This window comes from Marinifilum flexuosum, assembly GCF_003610555.1.
In the GTDB taxonomy this organism is placed as follows: Bacteria; Bacteroidota; Bacteroidia; order Bacteroidales; family Marinifilaceae; genus Marinifilum; species Marinifilum flexuosum.
In genome coordinates, this window is record NZ_RAPQ01000008.1 from 279,762 (window position 1) to 301,078 (window position 21,317).

General features: G+C 35.9%; 13 protein-coding genes. 8 read left to right on the plus strand and 5 right to left on the minus strand.

Going from position 1 to position 21,317, the window contains the following annotated elements:
* Positions 1 to 1,127: 1,127 nt before the first annotated feature.
* The 7 genes from BXY64_RS01275 to BXY64_RS01305 all read left to right on the plus strand — a co-directional run bounded on the left by BXY64_RS01275 (position 1,128) and on the right by BXY64_RS01305 (position 13,870).
* The gene (locus BXY64_RS01275; RefSeq protein ID WP_120238180.1) at positions 1,128 to 2,081 is read left to right on the plus strand and encodes a formyltransferase family protein; all 954 of its coding nucleotides are present in this window, start codon (positions 1,128 to 1,130) and stop codon (positions 2,079 to 2,081) included.
* Positions 2,082 to 2,092: 11 nt separating this feature from the next.
* Positions 2,093 to 2,638, plus strand: a complete 546-nt coding sequence (locus BXY64_RS01280) for a phage tail protein (RefSeq protein ID WP_211334387.1) — start codon at positions 2,093 to 2,095, stop codon at positions 2,636 to 2,638.
* Positions 2,639 to 2,697: 59 nt separating this feature from the next.
* Positions 2,698 to 3,243, plus strand: coding sequence for a phage tail protein (locus BXY64_RS01285; RefSeq protein ID WP_120238182.1), 546 nt, complete (start codon positions 2,698 to 2,700; stop codon positions 3,241 to 3,243).
* Positions 3,244 to 3,335: 92 nt separating this feature from the next.
* Positions 3,336 to 3,881 carry a phage tail protein gene (locus BXY64_RS01290; RefSeq protein WP_120238183.1) on the plus strand — a complete coding sequence of 182 codons (546 nt, stop codon included), beginning with the start codon at positions 3,336 to 3,338 and terminating at the stop codon, positions 3,879 to 3,881.
* A 124-nt stretch (positions 3,882 to 4,005) separates the two neighbouring features.
* Entirely contained in the window at positions 4,006 to 11,817 is a 7,812-nt protein-coding gene (locus tag BXY64_RS01295; protein ID WP_120238184.1) for a cadherin domain-containing protein, read from the plus strand.
* Positions 11,818 to 12,175: 358 nt separating this feature from the next.
* Positions 12,176 to 13,345 (plus strand): hypothetical protein, encoded by a 1,170-nt coding sequence (locus BXY64_RS01300; RefSeq protein WP_120238185.1) that lies wholly within the window; start codon positions 12,176 to 12,178, stop codon positions 13,343 to 13,345.
* An 87-nt stretch (positions 13,346 to 13,432) separates the two neighbouring features.
* Positions 13,433 to 13,870, plus strand: coding sequence for a septal ring lytic transglycosylase RlpA family protein (locus BXY64_RS01305; RefSeq protein ID WP_120238186.1), 438 nt, complete (start codon positions 13,433 to 13,435; stop codon positions 13,868 to 13,870).
* Between the two features lie 89 nt (positions 13,871 to 13,959).
* Here the strand turns inward: BXY64_RS01305 and BXY64_RS01310 are convergent, their stop codons facing one another.
* Genes BXY64_RS01310 through BXY64_RS01320 form a run of 3 tightly spaced genes read right to left on the minus strand, consistent with a single transcriptional unit; the run spans position 13,960 to position 17,342 of the window.
* Positions 13,960 to 14,721, minus strand: a complete 762-nt coding sequence (locus tag BXY64_RS01310; RefSeq protein ID WP_054715437.1) for a succinate dehydrogenase/fumarate reductase iron-sulfur subunit — start codon at positions 14,719 to 14,721, stop codon at positions 13,960 to 13,962.
* A gap of 3 nt (positions 14,722 to 14,724) precedes the next feature.
* Positions 14,725 to 16,665, minus strand: a complete 1,941-nt coding sequence (locus BXY64_RS01315) for a fumarate reductase/succinate dehydrogenase flavoprotein subunit (RefSeq protein WP_120238187.1) — start codon at positions 16,663 to 16,665, stop codon at positions 14,725 to 14,727.
* 20 nt (positions 16,666 to 16,685) lie between these two features.
* Positions 16,686 to 17,342 carry a succinate dehydrogenase cytochrome b subunit gene (locus BXY64_RS01320; RefSeq protein ID WP_120238188.1) on the minus strand — a complete coding sequence of 219 codons (657 nt, stop codon included), beginning with the start codon at positions 17,340 to 17,342 and terminating at the stop codon, positions 16,686 to 16,688.
* A gap of 388 nt (positions 17,343 to 17,730) precedes the next feature.
* Between BXY64_RS01320 and BXY64_RS01325 the strand changes: the two genes are divergently transcribed.
* Positions 17,731 to 18,522, plus strand: a complete 792-nt coding sequence (locus BXY64_RS01325) for an alpha/beta fold hydrolase (RefSeq protein ID WP_120238189.1) — start codon at positions 17,731 to 17,733, stop codon at positions 18,520 to 18,522.
* Between the two features lie 134 nt (positions 18,523 to 18,656).
* Here the strand turns inward: BXY64_RS01325 and BXY64_RS01330 are convergent, their stop codons facing one another.
* Positions 18,657 to 20,390, minus strand: a complete 1,734-nt coding sequence (locus tag BXY64_RS01330; protein WP_120238190.1) for a bifunctional metallophosphatase/5'-nucleotidase — start codon at positions 20,388 to 20,390, stop codon at positions 18,657 to 18,659.
* 81 nt (positions 20,391 to 20,471) lie between these two features.
* The gene (locus BXY64_RS01335) at positions 20,472 to 20,666 is read right to left on the minus strand and encodes a DUF1289 domain-containing protein (RefSeq protein WP_120238191.1); all 195 of its coding nucleotides are present in this window, start codon (positions 20,664 to 20,666) and stop codon (positions 20,472 to 20,474) included.
* Positions 20,667 to 21,317 lie beyond the last annotated feature (651 nt).

The following is a 21,317-nucleotide window of genomic DNA, read 5'->3' on the forward strand; positions in this document are numbered from 1 at the left end:
GGTATTGTGATTTGCGAATATACAAAAAATATATGTTTCTATTTTACCGTTCGCAGTTCAAATTATAATTCTATGTTAATTTTATCGTAATTAATCCTAAAGAGTGGTAGTCGAAAGATTAAATGTAGAGGTGACATTTTGGATTTTATAAGTTAGTTTTCACTTTGACTTGTTTTGGCAGCTTCTTTTTACAAAAAATACTTTACTTATTTTAATCACTCTTGGAAGTAACAGTTAGTAATTGTTGAAAGTAAATATCTAAAAATGCTTCTTCTGTCATCTTGTTGTTAAAATGACATAGGTTTCAGAAATGATCATGTATTGATGACCATTTTGCCTGCCTTTTGAGCTATATCACTTTAATTCAAAAGTGGTTTTTATAGAATAGTACTCCTTATTTAGATTGTGAATAAATTAATATGAAATTGAATTGACGATTTGTAAAATAAATTTATGTTATAAGTATAGGATTTTTGATGTTAGTCCAATGTAATGCAAGAAAATATTCTGAAAATTTATCTGAGTTAAATTTCAAAATACAAATCGTTAAAGCCTTGTGTAATCTAAGATAAAGCATGTAAAAGTCTTTTAAATCATGATTAATAATTTAAAAATCATGATAAAATGGAAAAACTATTTTCTGAAAAAAGACGTATAAAAATTTTATTGATTTTAAATGTAACGATATCTTATTATTTCTCATACTATATAAAATGCTACATAAAAAATATACAAGAGATGAAATAAAGTATTAAATTGATGTGTAAGAAGGAAAATTAAGTAAGTAAAAATTGATTATATACTAAGGAGTGTTTTTTTTAAACTTAACAGGATAAAGTATAGTGAATGAGTTTTAGAACCTAATTGAAGAATCTAATTGAAAGGAAATAAGAAACCAAATTTTTTAAAAATTATACTTGATTTAAATTTAATATTGGAAGTAATATTTTCATTCTATAAGTATGCCGAATGATTCATCGTGAATTTACACCATATGTTCATTTTATGAGTTTAGCTTATTAAAAGCTAAGTTGACTATTCGGAAAAACAGATGAAGTGAGAGAGATTAGACTTATTCGATAGTGAGATAAGAAGAAGAATTTCGATTACTATTAATTTGTATACTGATGAAAATATTAGTCTGCTGTAATTCTGATATCTTAGCCATACCCATACTGCAGCAATTAACTCAATGGGAAATTTTAGAGGGTATTTGTATTCCTGAAAGTAGTAAAGACTATCTTGTTCCAATTTTTAAACATCTAAAGTTAGATGTAGATATTTTTATTCTACAAAAGAATGATTGGGAAACACAACTAGAACAAATCATCATTGATAGACGAATTGAGTCAGTCTGGGTATTAACTTTTCCGTATATTTTTTCGAAAGCAATTATAGATGCTTATCCTAATAAATTTATCAATTTCCATTTTGGACTCTTACCCCAATACCCAGGTAGTGACCCTATTTTTTGGCAAATTAAAAATAAAGAATCTTATGGGGGCATAACGGTTCATTATATCAATGAACAGATTGATGGGGGACCTGTAATTCTGCAAAAGAAACTACCTATATTCCCAGGAGAAACCCATGGAATGCATTGCCAACGTATAGGGCAACTCGGTACCAGAATCATTAATTGTGTTATTGAAAAGTTAGCTGACAAAGATTTCTGTCCTTTGTCGTTGCAGACATCTGAGATTGTTAATTGTAAAAAACCAGATTCAAAAATACTTGAGGTCAATTGGGGGCATCATACTTCAGAAGATATTGAATTTTTAGTAAATGCTTCAAACCCCAAGTATGGTGGGGTAAAAACACGGATAAATAATATCGATTTGTTTCTTCTGGAAGTAAGTCCTGTTGAATTAAATCAAAATCTAGAAGCAACTCCTGGACAAATTATACATGCTGATACTTTGTATGGATTAATTGTTTTTTGTGCAGATCATAAATGCATACGAATCAACATTGTTAAAACGATTGAAGGATTCCTGTCTGGGATGAAACTTTTTAGCATGGGCATAAAAAATGGACAAGTATTTGAAAACCCTTTTAGCTTATTACAAACTAGTAACTAAAACAATAAATTATGGAAGGAACAATAGGAGAAGTAATTCTTTTTGCAGGAAATTTTGCGCCAAGAGGCTGGGCATTTTGTAATGGACAACTGTTGCCTGTAAGTACAAATCAGGCTCTGTTTAGTATATTAGGAACAACCTACGGTGGAGATGGCAGAACGACTTTTGCTCTTCCCGATTTGAGAGGTAGAGTAGCGATTAGTGAGGGAACAGGTCTCGGATTAACTTCCCGTAGACTCGGAAGTAAAGGGGGGACAGAAACAGTTACACTAAATCATTTAGAGATACCTTCTCACAATCATGCCGCTCAAGCAACAATAAAAACTCCATGCTATGCAGGAGATGGAAACAAAGATACTCCTACAGGGAACTATTTGGCGAATGACGCTGGTAGACCTAAAGAGTTTAATGCTACCGCAGGTTCTTATATGGCACCATTTAACAATGCTGTCAGTATAGGCAATACTGGAGGAAGTCAACCTCATTACAACATGCCACCATATTTAACTATGAATTATATTATATGCTTACAAGGAGTTTTCCCTTCAAGGAGCTAGTTATCAGTTATAAATATTAATGAAACACCTTAATTATTAAATTTAAAAATTATTCAATTATGAATGGCGTAATAGGACAAGTAAAGCTTTTTGCAGGGAATTTTGCTCCACGTAGCTGGGCATTTTGCAATGGGCAATTATTAGCAATATCTTCAAACAATGCTCTTTTCAGTATTATAGGTACAGCTTATGGTGGTGATGGAAGAACAACATTTGCTTTACCGGATTTAAGAGGTAGAGTAGCGATTAGTGAGGGAACAGGTCCCGGATTAACTTCCCGTAGACTTGGAAGTAAAGGGGGGACAGAAACAGTTACACTAAATCATTTAGAGATTCCTTCGCATAATCATGCCGCAGCAGCAATCATTAAGACTCCCTGTTTTGCAGAAAAAGGTTCTGAAGATACTCCTGTAGAGAACTATCTGGCGAATGACGCTGGTAGACCCAATGAATTTAACGATACTGCTGACTCATATATGGCTCCATTCAACAACCATGTTTTACTAGAAAACACAGGTGGTAGTCAAGCGCACTCAAATATGCCTCCCTACCTTACTATGCATTACATTATATGTTTACAGGGAATATACCCTAGCAGATCGTAAAGAAAGGCTAAAAACACATTAAACATGGTCTGTTAATACATAGCAGGCCTATACAAAACCACTCTAATCCAAATAATTTAAACATCAGATAAATGGAAGGAACAATAGGTGAAGTAATTCTTTTCGCAGGTAATTTTGCTCCGAGAAACTGGGCATTTTGTAACGGACAACTATTAGCAATAGCATCAAACACTGCTCTTTTCAGTATTATAGGTACAGCTTATGGTGGAGATGGAAGAACAACTTATGCTCTTCCGGATTTAAGAGGAAGAGTTCCGGTAAGCTCAGGTACAGGTCCTGGGTTATTAACTCATTGGCTAGGGAGCAGAAGCGGAACAGAAACTGTTACCCTTACTCATTTACAAATACCTTCGCATACTCATTCTGCTCAGTCTATAATAGAAACTCCATGTTATGCTGGTGATGGAAACGAAGATACTCCTGCAGGTAACTATCTGGCGAATGATGCAGGAAGGCCAAAAGAGTTTAACGCAACGGCAGATTCATATATGGCTCCATTCAAAAACTTTGTAACTATAGGTTATACTGGAGGTAGTCAGCCTCATACAAATATGTCACCATATTTAACCTTGAACTATATTATATGCTTGCAAGGAGTTTTCCCTTCAAGAAGTTAATTTCTGAACTACATTGATTTATGATAATATCTATAAATTTATTTGAAATAATATACCCTTATTGATCTTTTTTTTTGAATAATATATAGTTAAATAAAATTTATAAATGAAAACCTGAATATATATGAAAAAGGAATTTTACTATAGAGCAAAATATAAACATCTTAGGAAATTGTTGTTTTTATGCTTGGTAATATTGTTGTGTTTTGGCACTAGCAATACATTCGCACAAATAACAACTATTGATTTTGAGAATATGGGACTTAGCGAAGGAGCTAAACCAGCCCATCCATGGACATACGATGGATTTATTTTCGATTTGGGAGCTGGAGATGTAGGTACCTCTGGTTTCACATTTTATGCAGGAAATGGAGAAGGTGGAACAAACAGTATGACTGTGGAATACGGAAATAAAACAGTAACAGAACTTATAATAACAAAATCAGGAGGAGGAGAGTTTGCATTTCATGGAATATGGTTAAAGAAATATTTTGGAAGTGATACGGTCAATATACAAGGTTGGCTTGGTGATAGTAGAATTGGAAATCAATTAAATTTTAACATTGCTACAGGCAATACATTTACAGCAAGTCCGGCTTGGAATGTTGATAAAATTGTAATAAGAGGTAATATTGATTTGGATTTTGATAATTTTCAATACGGTGATCCAATATCACCTAATACTACCCCTACAATTTCAATCAATGACAATACGCTGTTTTACACCGAAAACAATGCTGCAACATTAATTGATGCAACAGCATCGGTAAATGATTCGGATGGAGATGCCGATTGGGATGGAGGAGGTTTGACTGTTCAGGTAACGGCAAACTCTGAGAGTGCAGACGAAATTAGTATTAGTGATACCGATGGAGATGGTACGGCAATTACCATAAGTGGAACCAATTTACTAGCCAATGGAACTGACATAGGTGATTTAACTGCCAGTGGTGGAGTTGTAACAGGTGGTACAATGTTATCGATTGTCTTTGATTCCGATGCTACCAATGCAAATGTTCAGGAGGTACTTCAATCGCTTCGATACAGAAATACATCTGATGACCCCGGAACTGCTAATAAAACCATTACAATAAATGCCACCGATAAAAATGCTGCGAATTCTTCGGATACCAGAACTATAAGCATAATAGCTGTAAACGATGAACCTGTTCTAATTAGTACAGGTCTAAATCCAACCTTCACCGAAGGAGAAAGCGCAGTAAGTCTATTCCAAAGTACCTCAGCATCTACAGTTGAGAGCGGACAAACATTCTCTGATTTAACGATAACCGTAAGCAATGTAAATAATGGATCAAATGAAAGATTAAATGTAGATGGAACTACTATTGTACTTACTAATGGCACATCCGGCACAACTGCTGGCAATTCACTTGGTTACAATGTGTCTGTATCAGGAACTATCACAACAGTAAATTTTAGTGGTGGTACATTAAGTACTTTATCATTACAAACACTTATAGATGCAATAAGCTATCAAAACAATAGCAATAGTCCAAATACAGCAAATCGTACAGTTATTATTACAAGCATAAAAGATAGTGGTGGAACTGCAAACAGTGGAGATGATACTGCTGCACTTTCAGTTAATTCTACTGTTACAGTCGTGGCAGTTAATGATAAGCCAACTGGTGCCAATTTTACTGCCAACTCTATTTACAAAGGAACATCCTATGTTTTTTCGACTTCAGATTTTGGCTTTACGGACATTGATGGCGATATTATGACCAAGATTGCAGTAAATCTGGTTCCTCATGAGGGTATTTTGTATGTTGATGCAGACAATGACGATGATTATGACGCTGGAGAAGAGTTAGCGAACGCAGACAATGTTACCAAGGCTGATTTGGACAACGGGAACCTGCAATATTACAATGATACAGGAATCAATAGTTACTTTGAATTTGCTGTGTACGATGGTACAGCCTACAGCGCTTCCACCTACACTGCAACACTAAATATTATAGCTTTTCCAACCGTAACAACCCAGGCCGTTTCTTCCATTACCGCAACAACAGCAACCGGAAATGGAAACATTAATGATCTTGGGATTCCTAATCCTACAGCTCATGGTGTATGTTGGAGTACTTCGGAAAATCCTACAACTGCAGACAGTAAGGATGATAAGGGGGCGGCTTCAGCAACGGGTGCTTATACAGCCTCAATTACAGGCTTAACAGCTGGAACCACCTACTATGCCAGGGCCTTTGCCACAAACAATGCAGGTACGGTATATGGTAGCCAGGTTAGTTTTACAACCAATACTCCTCCAACCGTTAAAAATCGTACCTTCACTGATATTCACAAGGGTAATATTTATCCTAATATAGGTAATATTGCCATTGATTATGAGGATGATGGTGGCAATAACTTACAAAACATTCGTATATTATCTTTACCTGGAAATGGAACCTTGTTTTTGGACCCGGATAATAATAATAAAATCGATGATGGAGAAGCAGTTGTGGTTAATCAACTGGTTTCCCGGGATCATCTAAATTGGGCGTACCTGAAGTATCTGAATACGGATGGAGTTAGTTCCAGTTTTACCTATGAAGCGAGTGATGGAACAGATTACAGTAATACTGCTACCGTTACCTTAAATGTAAAGGCTACCCCAAGGGTTACGTTTACAAACATTGCCCAAACCATTAGTGAGGCAACCGAAACGATAACAATCACCGTTCAATTGTCAGAGGTAATTAATTATGCAGAGGTAACCGTACCATTCTCTGTGGATGGTAGCAGTTCGGCAACTAGTGGTGGTGTGGATTATTCCATTACAGGAAGTCCGATTAAAATTATTGCAGGGAGTACATCCAATACTATCACGATAACAGTAAGCAATGATGATTTGGATGAACCGGATGAAACGGTGATTGTGAATATGGGAGAGCCTACCAATGCAATTCAAGGTGCAACCTCTACTTTTACAGCAAATATAATTGATAATGATCTTGCCCCAACTGTTAGCTTTAACACTGAAAATTCAGAAAGATCAGAATCAATTAGCAGTACCGATCTACAAGTTAATCTTTCTGCAGCAAGTGGTTATCCTGTTAGCGTAGATTATGTGGTTCAGGGGACAAGTACAGCTACAGGATCTGGTACTGATTATACTTTAGCCAATGGAACATTAAGTTTTGCAGAAGGCGAAACCAGTAAAAATATTAGTATCTCAGATATCATTGATGATACATTAGACGAGGAAGATGAAACGATTGAAGTTATCTTAACCAATCCAAATAATGCAAGTTTAGGAACAAAACAAACGCATACATACACTATTTTAGATAATGATGATCCCCCAACGGTAAGTTTTACTACTGAATCACAGGTAAGCTCAAATGAATCAGGAACCATGCAAATTACCGCAGAATTATCCGAAATAAGTGGAAGAGATGTAAGTGTAGATTTTTCAGTAAATGAAACAAGTACAGCATCTAGAGGAGGGATAGATTATAGCATTGAAAATAGCCCTCTAAATTTTGCAGCAGGAAGCACATCGGCTGATATTACGATTGCAATATCAATGGATATGCTGGATGAATCAGATGAAACTGTGATAGTAGATATGGTGAATTTAACGAATGCAACCCAGGGAACAATTCAATCTCACACAGTAAGTATTAAGGACGATGATCATACACCGATAATTACCGCAAATCAAACTTTCGATATTGATGAAAATAAAGATAATAATGTAGTTATTGGAACAGTTTTGGCTTCTGATGAAGATGCTGGAACTTCTTTTTCACAATGGTTAATTGTTGGTGGCAATGATGATGGCATTTTTACGATTAATACGACATCTGGAGTAATTAGTATTGCAGACAACACGAATCTTGATTTTGAGCGAACGGAATCATATGCACTTTCTATAACAGTAAGTGATGGCGTAAATACTAGTTTGCCAGAAAATGTTAGGATCGATATCAATGATTTGAATGACAATATTCCAGTTGTTACTGCAAGTCAAACTTTCGATGTTGATGAAAACAAAGATAACAATGCAGTTGTTGGAACAGTTTTGGCTTCCGATTTAGATGCTGGAACTTCTTTTTCGCAATGGTTAATTGTTAGTGGTAATGATGATGGCATTTTTGCGATTAATACAACATCCGGAGAAATCAGTATTGCAGACAACACGAATCTTGATTTTGAACAAACGGAATCTTATACTCTTTCTATAACAGTAAGTGATGGTTCGAATACCAGTCTGGCTGAGAATGTCAGGATCGATATCAATGATTTGAATGACAATATTCCAGTTGTTACTGCAAATCAAACTTTCAATGTAGATGAAAACAAAGCTAATAATACAATTATTGGAACAGTAATAGCAACAGATAATGACGCCGGTACAAGTTTCTCTGCATGGAAAATTACAGCTGGAAACACAGATGGTATATTTGAGCTTAATGCTTCTTCCGGAGAAATCAGTATTGCTGACAATACGAATCTGGATTATGAAACCACAACCAGTTATACATTAAGCTTAACGGTAAGCGATGGAACAAATATTAGTGCCTCAGAAACCATAAATATTGATGTGAATCCAATCAATGATATTACACCAGTAATAACATGTTGTCAAGGCTTTAATTTAGTTGAAAATGTTGATAATGGTACCAAAGTGGGTACGGTTTCAGTTTCTGATGCCGATACTGGTGATGATGAATTCTATACTGATTGGACTATAGTTTCAGGAAATGAGGATGGTATATTTAAAATTGATGAGAATTCAGGGGAAATTACGGTTTTTGATAATACCTACCTGGATTATGAACGAGATGGGAGTCATAACCTAATTTTAACAGTAAGTGATGGATTACATACGAGTGCAGAGGAAAATGTACAGATTCAGATGTATGATGAAAACGATAATGCTCCTGTAATTGCAAATGGACAGTCATTTAATGTGGACGAAAATGCTTCCAATTCAACAAGTGTAGGAACAGTAAGTGCAACAGATGCTGATTTGAATACTCATTACACAGACTGGACAATTACCGGAGGGAATACAGATGGCATTTTTGCGATTAATGCAGCATCCGGAGAAATCAGTATTGCAGACAATACGAATCTTGATTTTGAACAAACGGAATCATATACACTTTCTATAACAGTAAGCGATGGTTCGAATACCAGTCTGGCTGAGAATGTCAGGATCGATATCAATGATTTGAATGACAATATTCCAGTTATAGTGGCAAATCAAACTTTCAATGTAGATGAAAACAAAGCTAATAATACAATTATTGGAACAGTAATGGCAACAGATAATGACGCCGGTACAAGTTTCTCTGCATGGAAAATTACAGCTGGAAACACAGATGGTATATTTGAGCTTAATGCTTCTTCCGGAGAAATCAGTATTGCTGACAATACGAATTTGGATTTTGAAACTACTACCAGCTATGCATTAAGTATTACAGTTAGTGATGGCATAAATACCAGTCTTGCTGAAAATATTAGAGTTAAGATCAATGACTTGAATGATAATATTCCTGTTGTTACTGCAGGACAAAATTTTGGTGTAGATGAAAACTCAGCAAACAATACTGCAGTTGGAATAGTTTTAGCCACAGATGCAGATGCACAAAGCACATTTTCGCAATGGACAATTGTCGATGGTAATGAAGATAGTATTTTTACTATTGATGCTGTAACCGGAGAGATCAGTATTGCTGATAATTCCAATTTGGATTTTGAGAAAACAGCATCGTTTACACTTTTAGTGACTGTTAGTGATGGATTGAATATCAGTACTGCTGAGAGCTTGATAATAAGTTTAAATGATATAAATGACGTTCAGCCAGTAATTACTCCTGCACAAGTATACCATATTGCAGAAAATTCTGAGCAAGGAGTTGTAGTTGCTACAATAGATGCTACAGATGGAGATGTAAATCCTTCTAATTTTACATTTGCATGGAGCAGTAATGATGGAAATATTAATTCTGCCTTTGTTTTAGAACCATCAACAGGTAAAATTAAAATCAATAAGGAAGGTGCTATTGATAGGGAACAATTTGAAAAGTTTGAATTAATGTTCACAGTTAGCGATGGAGTGAATACAAGTGTTCCCGAGAAAGTGATTGTTGTTTTGGATGATCAGAATGAATTTGCACCAATTATTTCAGAGGGACAACGTTTCGATATTAATGAGAACAGCAAGCAAAATACCATTGTTGGTACAGTGAATGCTACGGATGGAGATATCAGTTCCACATTATCAAACTGGAAAATTACCAGAGGTAATGAAGATGGAATATTCAGTATTGGAGAATCAAACGGTATGATTTCGATTGCTGACAATACCAAACTCGATTATGAAGCAATAACAAATTATAGCTTGCAACTAACGGTTAGTGATGGAGAAAAAATCAGTACAGCACAAAACATTTCAATTAATGTGATGAATGTAAATGATAATGTTCCATCTATTACACCAAATCAAAGTTTCACAATTCATGAAAATCTTCATAATGGGAATGGGTTTGCAGTGATCAGTGCAATAGATAAAGATCATGATGCAGAACTGACAAACTGGAAGATTATTAGTGGAAATGAATTGAATGCATTTAGATTGAATTCCGATGATGGATATTTATACGTCAATAATAGTAGCCTTTTAGATCGTGAAAAAGTAGAGTTTTTTGAAATTACTGTGAGTACAAGTGATGGCGAACACACTTCGGAACCTGAAGTAATTAAAATTCTCCTGAAGGATTTAAATGATAATCGTCCGGTTATTGCTACAAATCAAAGCTTTTCTTTAGATGAAAATCCGGAAGAAAATGAGATCATTGGTAAGATATTGGTAAGCGATGCTGATGTAAGTCCAACAACTTACAGGAACTGGATGATCACAAACATGCTTGATTTTGACAATAATGGTAATAATGCAATCAAAATAGACCAGGACAATGGTAATTTATTGGTGAATGATCCTGCAGATTTTGACTGTGAAACCAATGCGAGTTTTACAATTAAAGTAAAAGTATCGGATGGTACTGATTTTGGAGCTGAGGAAACAATTACTATTAATCTGAAGGATATTAATGAATATGCTCCTGTTGTGACAGAAAATCAAGAGTTTAATATCGAGGAAAATGCCAGTGAAAATACAGCCATTGGTGTTTTAAGTGCTACGGATAAAGATATTGAAACAAGTTTGTCACAATGGACAATTACGGATGGAAATGAGGCTAATATTTTCATGATTGATCCGTCATCTGGTGAAATCACACTTGCTAACAATGAGAATTTAGATTTTGAAATAAACCAGGCTCATATCTTATCAGTTACAGTAAGTGATGGAATGTATAGCAGCGAACAACAAAATGTAAGTATTAAGGTTATCGATGTAAATGAAGCACCTGTTGCCAATGTTGGTGATGATCAAATGGTGGCAGGAAATGTATTGGTAACATTAGATGGGAGTAATTCTACAGATCCGGAAAATGATGAATTAACTTATCATTGGACAGCTCCTGAAGGAATTACCCTTTCGGATGTGAATTCGGCACAACCTACTTTTACTTCGCCAATATTGAATCAAAATAAAGACTTTACATTTACTTTAGTTGTAAATGATGGTGAATTTGATTCTGAAGAAGTAACAACAACAATCAATGTTGAGTTGACTACCGGAGTGGATGATCTAAATCCAATTGTTGAACAAGTCCTATTATATCCAAATCCAACGAAAGGTGCATTTAACTTATCGTTTGGTGAAAATCCAACAGGTGGAGTTCTTGTTATTATTAGTAATGTTAATGGACAGGTGTTCCATCAGGAAAGAATTTACGAAAAGGTGAAACAATTTAATAAATCACTGGCACCAGGTATGTATCTTGTAAAAATAATGTATCAAAATAATGTATGTACCCGAAAATTACTGATTCAATAATTGAATATTATCTAATTTAGATACTTGATTTTAAATAAATAACTACCTCATTTTTGGGGTAGTTTTTTTATTGGTTTCATTACTGTGGAACAATTCCACACAACTTGTCCAATAATTTCTACAATTCATAGATTTTTCCGTTTAAAACCATTTTTGGTCTTTTTGTAACAAAAAATATAACTTCTACGTTTACAGGGTGTTAATTGAAATTGCAAATTGGTAGGGTATACCTATACAATTTCGGTATTTTAATTGTAAAGGTTTTAAGATGAGAAATTAAACAAGATTTTAATCAAGTCCGGATGTAAAGAATATTGGGAAATCACATTTGGAGGATTATCAACTAAAATTTAAGAATATGAAAAGAAACATTGTTGCCGTAGGAATGTTGTTGGCTTTTTCAGCTGCACTTTGGAGTTGTTCAAGTTCTGATGATAAAACACCAGGACAAGATCAAACATTAGAACAAAACTTGACCAGTGAAACTCAATCATTAGCTACTGCTGTGGAAGAAATTTCTACATCAGAAGGATATAAACTAATTACTTTGAGCGAAAGCACAAAAGAAGGAACTGAAGGTGGATCTGATGATAGATTCTCGTTTACACGAACAATTACTCTTGAAGATATAAAAGGAGTATATAACTATATACTTCCAACAAACGAATCTGAAGGAAGTAGCACTAAAATGTGGGGAACAGAGTTTGCATTTGAAAAAGCTGAAGAGAGTGAATTTTTCGTAATTAACCTGCCTCAGGAAAAGGCTAAGAAACCTTGGATGCTATATCAGGAAATGGAAGGTGAAAGCGAAATGGATAATGATTTCAATGTTACCGCTTCTCAGTATAATTCTTCAACAGTAATGAATAATGAAGGCTTTGAATTCGATTATTTATTAGATGCAGATATTACAATTGAAGAAGAAGCTGCAGGAAGTATTTTTGTTGATTGGACAATGAGTATGTCTGCTGGTATGAGTTGGGATTATGAATCGGAGTTTGGATTCCCTAACGGATATTCAGTTGGTCACGAATTTGAATTTGGAGAAGAAATTGAGTTTGCTTACAATCTTAAGAAAGATGATGAAGTATTATTCATGGAAGAGGTTTCGTTTACTCCAGCTAATGGTGAAGAAAATGCAGAATATGAATATGCTCTGACAATTGGTAATATCAAGATTGTGAAGAATTCTTCAAGTGAAGAATACATGGTATACCGTGATGGTGAATTAGAAGAGGATGCTGTAATTACTGTTCTTCATAATGAAGATACAACTACAGGAGAGGGAGAAGAAGATGAATCAGATCATGCATTCTGTAGAGGAGGACTTGACATCAAAATTACTTTCACAAATGAAGATGGTACTCAAGAGGAAGTTATCCTATCAGAATTAATCGGTGAGGAAACTCTTGAACAACTTGACGAGATTTTTAGCTCGATGCACGATATGTACTTTGTAAACAAATTGGTTGACAGAGTAGCAAAGGAAGCATACGATATTAACATGGGTGAAGGTGCTGGAGAATAAATTTCAGCAAAAAATATAGATTAAAATCCGGCCAAAAGGTCGGATTTTTTTATGCATCTTTATTTCACCATCACAATAATAATTTGGATGAAGATAATTTGTATAAGCTTACTACTGAATCTCATTTTCTCCTCTGTAAATTCTCAGGAGAAAGAGAATTATTCTGAAGAAGGCAAAGCAAGTTTCTATTCGGACTATTTTGAAGGAAGAAAAACCAGTTCTGGTGAGATATTTTACCAATGGAAGTACACCGCAGCTCATAAGAGCCTTCCTTTTGGAACTTTGGTAAAAGTGGTCAATCTGGAAAATAAACGCTCTGTAATCGTCTTAATTAATGATAGAGGTCCATTTGTAAAAGGGCGGGTTATTGATTTATCCAAAGAAGCCGCAAAACAACTGGGAGGTTTATGCGAGGGGATTTTTCGTGTTCGGGTTTCAATTCATATAAAGGATGAGGATTACATTAGAGTTAAATCAGTTTTGAGACCTGTTCCGAGCCAATCTTTATCTTCATCTTTACATTAGGAAAGTTCGATATAAGAAAGTATAAGTATTTATAAAAAAAGAGCGCTACCCTAAAGGATAGCGCTCACTATATTTGGATTTCAGTCTAATTAATCCTTGATTTTTGCTGCTAAGAACTCACGGTTCAAACGAGCGATGTTTGCAATAGAAATTCCTTTAGGACATTCTACCTCACAAGCACCAGTGTTGGTACAGTTACCGAAACCAAGCTCATCCATTTTAGCTACCATGTTCTTCGCACGACGAGAAGCTTCAACACGTCCTTGTGGCAATTTAGCCAAGTGAGAAACTTTTGCTGAAACGAATAACATAGCTGAAGAGTTCTTACAAGTAGCAACACAAGCACCACATCCGATACAAGCAGCAGCATCCATTGCTTCTTCTGCATCATCCTGTGAGATTGGAATTGCATTACCATCAGGTACACCACCAGTATTTACAGAGATGTAACCACCAGCTTGCAATACTTTTTCAAAAGCAGTACGATCAACGATCAAGTCTTTGATTACAGGGAAAGCACCTGCTCTCCAAGGCTCAATAGTGATAGTTTCGCCTTCTTTGAATTTACGCATGTGCAACTGACAAGTTGTAATGTCATCATCTGGTCCATGAGCACGTCCGTTGATAAACAAGCTACACATACCGCAGATACCCTCACGACAATCGTGATCGAATGCGATAGGCTCTTGTCCATCATTAATCAATTGCTCATTCAAAATGTCCAACATTTCAAGGAAAGAAGTACCTCCTGAAATATCATTGATTTTGTAAGTTTCAAACTTACCTGCAGTTTTAGCGTTTTTTTGACGCCAAACCTTTATAGTTAATTCTTTAATTACTTTATCTGCCATGGTTTACTTGTATGAACGTTGTGTCAATTCTACAGTTTCAAACACTAAATCTTCCTTATGCAATACAGGCTCTTGGTTTTCTCCTTTGTACTCCCAAGCTGATACATAAGTGAAGTTGTCATCGTCACGTTTTGCTTCGCCTTCCTCAGTTACTGATTCTTCACGATAGTGACCACCACAAGATTCGTTACGATTCAAAGCATCACGAGCCATCAAATCACCCAATTCAAGGAAATCTGCTACACGACCTGCTTTCTCCAATTCGATATTCATTGCATCGAAATCACCAGGAATACGTACGTTTTTGTAGAAATCAGCTTTGATTTTAGCAATCTCTTCGATAGCATATTTCAAACCTTTCTCGTTACGTGCCATACCTACATAATCCCACATGATGTTTCCTAAACGCTTGTGGAAAGAATCTACCGACTTATCACCTTTAACATTGTAAAGTCTTTGTAGACGTTCGTTAACAGCTTTCTCTTTTTTATCAAACTCAGGGTGATTTACATCGATACGAGGAGTCTGAATTTCGTCAGCTAAGTAATCACCAATAGTATATGGCAATACGAAGTAACCATCAGCCAAACCTTGCATCAAAGCAGAAGCACCAAGACGGTTACCACCATGATCAGAGAAGTTAGCTTCACCAATTGCATATAAACCAGGAACAGTAGTCATCAAGTTATAATCAACCCATGTTCCACCCATTGAATAGTGGATTGCAGGATAGATCTGCATTGGCTCTTTGTAAGGATCTACGTCAGTAATCTTTTCGTACATCTGGAATAAGTTTCCATAACGAGCTTCGATTACATCCTGTCCTAATCTTTCGATAGAATATTTAAAGTCAAGGTAAACGGCTTTTCCTTCAGCGTTAACACCGAAACCAGCATCACAACGCTCTTTAGCAGCACGAGAAGCAACGTCACGTGGTACTAAGTTACCGTATGATGGGTATCTTCTCTCCAAATAGAAATCACGATCTTCATCAGCGATATCATTTGGTCCCATTTCACCTTTTTGCAATTTAATTGCATCTTCTTTTTTCTTTGGAGTCCAAACACGACCATCGTTACGAAGTGATTCAGACATCAAAGTTAACTTAGATTGTTGCTCACCGTGAACAGGAATACAAGTTGGGTGAATCTGTACGAAACATGGATTTCCAAAGAATGCACCGTTCTTGTAAGCTTGCCATGCAGCACCTCCGTTACAACCCATAGCGTTGGTTGAAAGGAAGAATACGTTACCATAACCACCAGTTGCAATTACAACTGCGTGAGCTCCGTGACGCTCAACCTCACCAGTAACCAGGTTACGAGTGATGATACCACGAGCTTTTCCATCAACAGTAACAATGTCAAGCATTTCGTTACGTTCGTGCATTTCGATCTTACCTTGTCCGATCATGCGGTTCATAGAAGCGTAACAACCTAATAATAGCTGCTGTCCGGTTTGACCACGAGCATAGAAAGTACGGCTTACCAATACACCACCGAATGAACGGTTAGATAGAGTTCCACCATACTCACGTGCAAATGGTACACCTTGAGCAACACATTGGTCGATGATGTCACCACTTACCTCAGCCAAACGATATACGTTTGCCTCACGTGCACGGTAGTCACCACCTTTAATTGTATCATAGAACAAACGATAAATAGAGTCATTATCGTTCTGATAGTTTTTAGCAGCGTTAATACCACCCTGAGCAGCAATAGAGTGAGCTCTACGACCTGAATCCTGGTAGCAAAATGCTTTTACGTTGTATCCCATCTCTGCCAAAGAAGCGGCAGCAGATCCCCCGGCCAAACCGGTACCTACAACGATAATATCTAATTTTCTCTTATTCGCAGGACTAACTACTTTAATAGCAGCTTTGTGTTTCGACCACTTTTCAGCTAATGGTCCGGCTGGAATTTTTGAATTTAATACTGTCATAACCGTTTAAATATTAACAATTAAGCAAAAAAGTGTAAATACAAAGGAATAATAATGAATCCGCCAGAGATAATAATTGCGTAGATGTAACCCGCTTTTTCCAAACGTGCTCTCCAAATAATATTACTCATTCCGATAGATTGGAATGCTGACCAGAAACCGTGAGCCAAGTGTAATCCCAATAAGATTGCACCAACTACATAAAGACCAGTGTATACCAGGCCTGTTGATCCATTAGTAAATAGGTTTTTTACCAATTGATAATCGTCATGTACATTTCCTTGAATCTGAATTGGCACGAAGAAATGCATCAAGTGCATTGCAATGAAAACCAACACAAGACCACCCAAAACAAACATGTTTCTTGAAGACCAGGTACTGCTGTTACCCAAGTTCTGCGAAGCATACTTTTGAGGACGAGCCTTCTGGTTTTGCAATGTCAAGATGATTGCATAGATGATGTGCACGATAAAACCACCAAATAAAACTGGCTGTAAACCAAAGCGGATTACCGGCATTGCCATAAAGTGTGCTCCTGCATTAAATAACTCTCCTGTGCTATCAAACATCAAGAAGGAGTTCAAGATCAAGTGCACCAACAAAAATAGCACAAGGAAAAGACCTGACAAACTCATTATCAACTTTTTCCCAATAGATGAACTTAAAAAACTGCTCATAAGTTTAAAGATTTAATTAGACTGTTTATTATAAGCTTTTACTATAATTCCTTGCAAATGTAGACGCTCCCCATGGCTGAAACAATATTTAGGAACATATACAATTTATTTAGATTGATTCTAGGATAATCCTATGATTCAGGTTTTTAGAAAATTAGAATTATAAAACTAGGTATAATTCTAACTATAAACCAATTAAGGAATATTTTCCGTAATGATTTTTTTCAAAACGATGCAATTTATTAAATATTTGTATGTTATAGAACAAGCTTTTTTGATATTCTACTAATTTAGAATGTCATTAAAACTTGTAAAAAATTGTTTTATCCGATAAGAATACAATTTGCTCTTTTGCTGCGTGTTACTTGTTGAAATTTCAAATTTACATATGGATCAGTATTTAGAACTGGAAAATTGCCGATTACGATTCAGAGATAATGGGAAGGGAAATACAGTCGTTCTTCTTCATGGATATCTTGAATCTGTAGAGACATTCGAAACTTTTGCCAATGATCTTTCTCGATTGGCCAGAGTAATTACCGTTGATTTACCAGGGCATGGATCCTCAGAGTTAAAAAGCGATTCTTGTAGTATCGATCAGATGGCCGAGGCTGTTAATCAATTAGCTGAACATTTGAATTTGGAGCGAATCAATATCATTGGACACTCCATGGGAGGATACGTGGCATTGGCTTACGCAGATTTATTCACCGAAAAACTGGAAAGCTTTTGCTTGTTTCATTCAACGCCAAATCCGGATACCGAAGAGAAAAAAGCCAATAGGCAAAAAGAAATTGAACTGGTGAAAAAAGGGAAGAAGGAACTGATTTGTAAAACCAGCATTCCTAACACTTTTTCGAATAGTAATCTGAAAAAGTTTGCACACGAAATAGATCGAATCACTCAAATTGCTTGTAATACTTCAGATGTTGGAATTATTGCTGCCTTAGAGGCTATGATGAATCGCCCCGATAGAAATCATGTAGTAAAAGAACTGGATATGCCCAAGGTGAGTATCATTGGGAAAATGGATAATTTTATTCCTTTTCAGGTGGCAGGACAAATTGCCAAAGAGAATAATTTAACTCCTTTGGTATTGCAAACATCAGGACATATGGGATTTATTGAGCAAAGACAAGAATGTTTGCGTGAGATTTTCAGGATTATTTATGAGTGTTGATCCTTAACCACTAAGGATAAAGAAGTACTTCACAAAGGAACACGAAGTAAAAGGAATAAAAAAAGTCTCACAAAAGAACTATAAATTCCTTTGTAAGACTTCGTGAAAAACCTTAGTGTGTACTTTGTGGTTAACTACTTTTCTCCATAAAGCAACTCATATTCTTTTTTACTTGCTGTGGCATGCCATTTTGCAGGAAGTACTTTCCAGTTGTTGTCGCACTCAATATCAACCGTTCCCTTTTCTTCTATCCATTTCATCAGGTAGTAACGAAGATCTTTGGTAGTTGAGTTAATCAATCTACTGGTTAATTCTTCTTTCGTTAGGCCAGAACCTTCGGTAAGGTGATTACCGCCGCCATTTCCACGATAAGAATTTAAAGCAACTCGGTAGGTTTTGTTTTCATCGAATTTTTCACCCGAACTCATTCCCGAGATCTTGATTCGATTGCCATATGATTTTGAAACATCAACGGTGTAATCAATTCCTTCGGCCGAATCGTAATTGAAAAACATGGTGGTTAGTCGGCTGCCTTTATCCGTAGTTGAAATGTATAGCATCGGATCCTTTGCCGATTTCATTTGCTGAAACCAGTTGTTGTAGCTAAACTCCAGAAAATCTTTAATCTCTTTCCCGGTAAGATTCATGGTGTATAACAAATTCTCAAATCGATACAGCTTAAACAGGTCACGTACCTGTAGTTCTCCAGAGTCAATTGTAGCATTGAAAGATAAAGGTGCAGCAAATGAAATGTCTGCATCAGCCAAATCCATTTGAATGTTCTGAATTAAATCGATGAAAGGAGAATCGCCAAACATGGCATCTTTTGTTGAAATGCTTGTTTTAAAACTACCTACTTCTCTGGAAACATATGCTTCTACCTCTTTAAACAGGGGTGTGAAGTGATCAGCATATTCTTTCGATTTTTGTACATCAGCAATCTTTACCAAATTTGGTTTTAAAGTTTTATCGTAGGAGTTCTTTTCATTGTTCCAGTTTAAATCAACCACAACTTCGGCCAAAAATTTAGCTTTGCTTTTGGGGTTGATCACCAAAACTTTTTCCTTATCAATGTTTTCGAACCAAGCGATTTGTTCATGATGATCGTGTCCGCAGATTACCATATCGATACCTGGAACTTGTTTGGCAACCAGTATAGAAGCATTTTCATGGCTCATTTCATTTTCATGCTCTTCTCCAGCGCCCGAGTGGAATAATCCAACTACAAAATCAGGCTGTTCTTTTTCCTGAATGATTTTCATCCACTTTTGTGCCGATTCAAGCATGGGTTCGAAATGCATTCCCGACCAAATTTTCTCTGGCAACCATTTCGGAATTGCAGGGGTGATTAAACCCAAAACTGCAATTTTCACACCTTGTTTTTCGATTATGGTATAAGGTTGGAAATATGGTTTGCCATCTGCGTTTTTAACTGCATTGGCTGCCAACCAAGGAAAGGCAAATTCCTTTACCACTTTATCGTATACGGCATGTCCTGGCTCAATGTCATGATTTCCAACTGTAGCTGCATCGTATCCCATGTAATTCATTACATCGGCACAAATGTGTTTGGTTTCTGTTTTTTCGAAATTCGAATAGTAAACCAAAGGATCGCCTTGCAGGATATCGCCATTGTCAAGCAAGATTACTTCAGCATCAGCATTTTTTCTTTGCTCGTTTACATACTCATAAACCTGAGCCAACGAGGTAGAAGTTTCTCGTTCGTTAACCAAATCGTAAGGAAATAGTGCTCCGTGAACATCACTGGTTCCGTATATTTTTAATTGTAATTGTTCTGCTTTTTTTTGTCCACATGCCGAAATCATCAGCATGATAATTGTGGCATAAAAGATTGATTTTAGTTGCATCTTAATTGGCTTGTTTTTTTGTGATTTGAATAAGGTGCGTAAAATAATAAAAAAGAACAAATACTGAATGGACTGGAATATCTATCGAAAGAATACGCCTGAAGAGGTATCTGGAGCATTGGTTCTTTTTTTGGCTTTTTCTAGTACCTCTTTCTTTTCATTATCGTTGTAAAGCGACCAGTTTCCAATTTCTTCTGTAGTTCGCTGGCATCCAAAACATACGCCGTTGCTGTCTTGTCGACAAATTTTAATACATGGTGATTTTATTTCTTCCATAGCTTAGTTTGTTTATTTAAATTCATTACAAATAAAGATTAAAAAGTCTTTTTTTCAAAATGGGAGCTTGAATTTATCCCAAAGAAAAATCCCGAACTTCGTTAAGTCCGGGATTTTCTCTAACCACTATTTACTAACCTAAATCTAATCTATGAAAAAACTTCTCTGTTTTGTACATTACAAATGTAGGGTAGAAGTGTGCTAAATGGTTTGAATAAAAGTTAATGAAACTTAAAAGAGATGAGAATATTGTGATTCAGACTGCGGTGCTCTGCACCTAATTAAAAATACAATTGTATAGTTCTATAAATACTGCGCAGCTCTGCTGCTTTACCAGTAAAATGTTTAGGTACGGAGTACCGGAGTATTTGTAGAAAATTAGAATAAGTGGGAATGAGGTACAGGGTACCGTGGTGTTTAAATTGTATGAATACCTTGGTTTGAAATCCGAGCCAAAGACTAAATACAGCACGGACTATTTCCATTTGCTCTGCTTTAGATTAGGGCAGAATATATTCCAAAGAAAAATCCCGGACTTGCAAGTCCGGGATTTTCTCTAACCACTATTTACTAACCTAAATCTAATTCTATGAAAAAACATCTCTGTTTTGTACATTACAAATGTAGGGTAGAAGTGTGCTAAATGGTTTA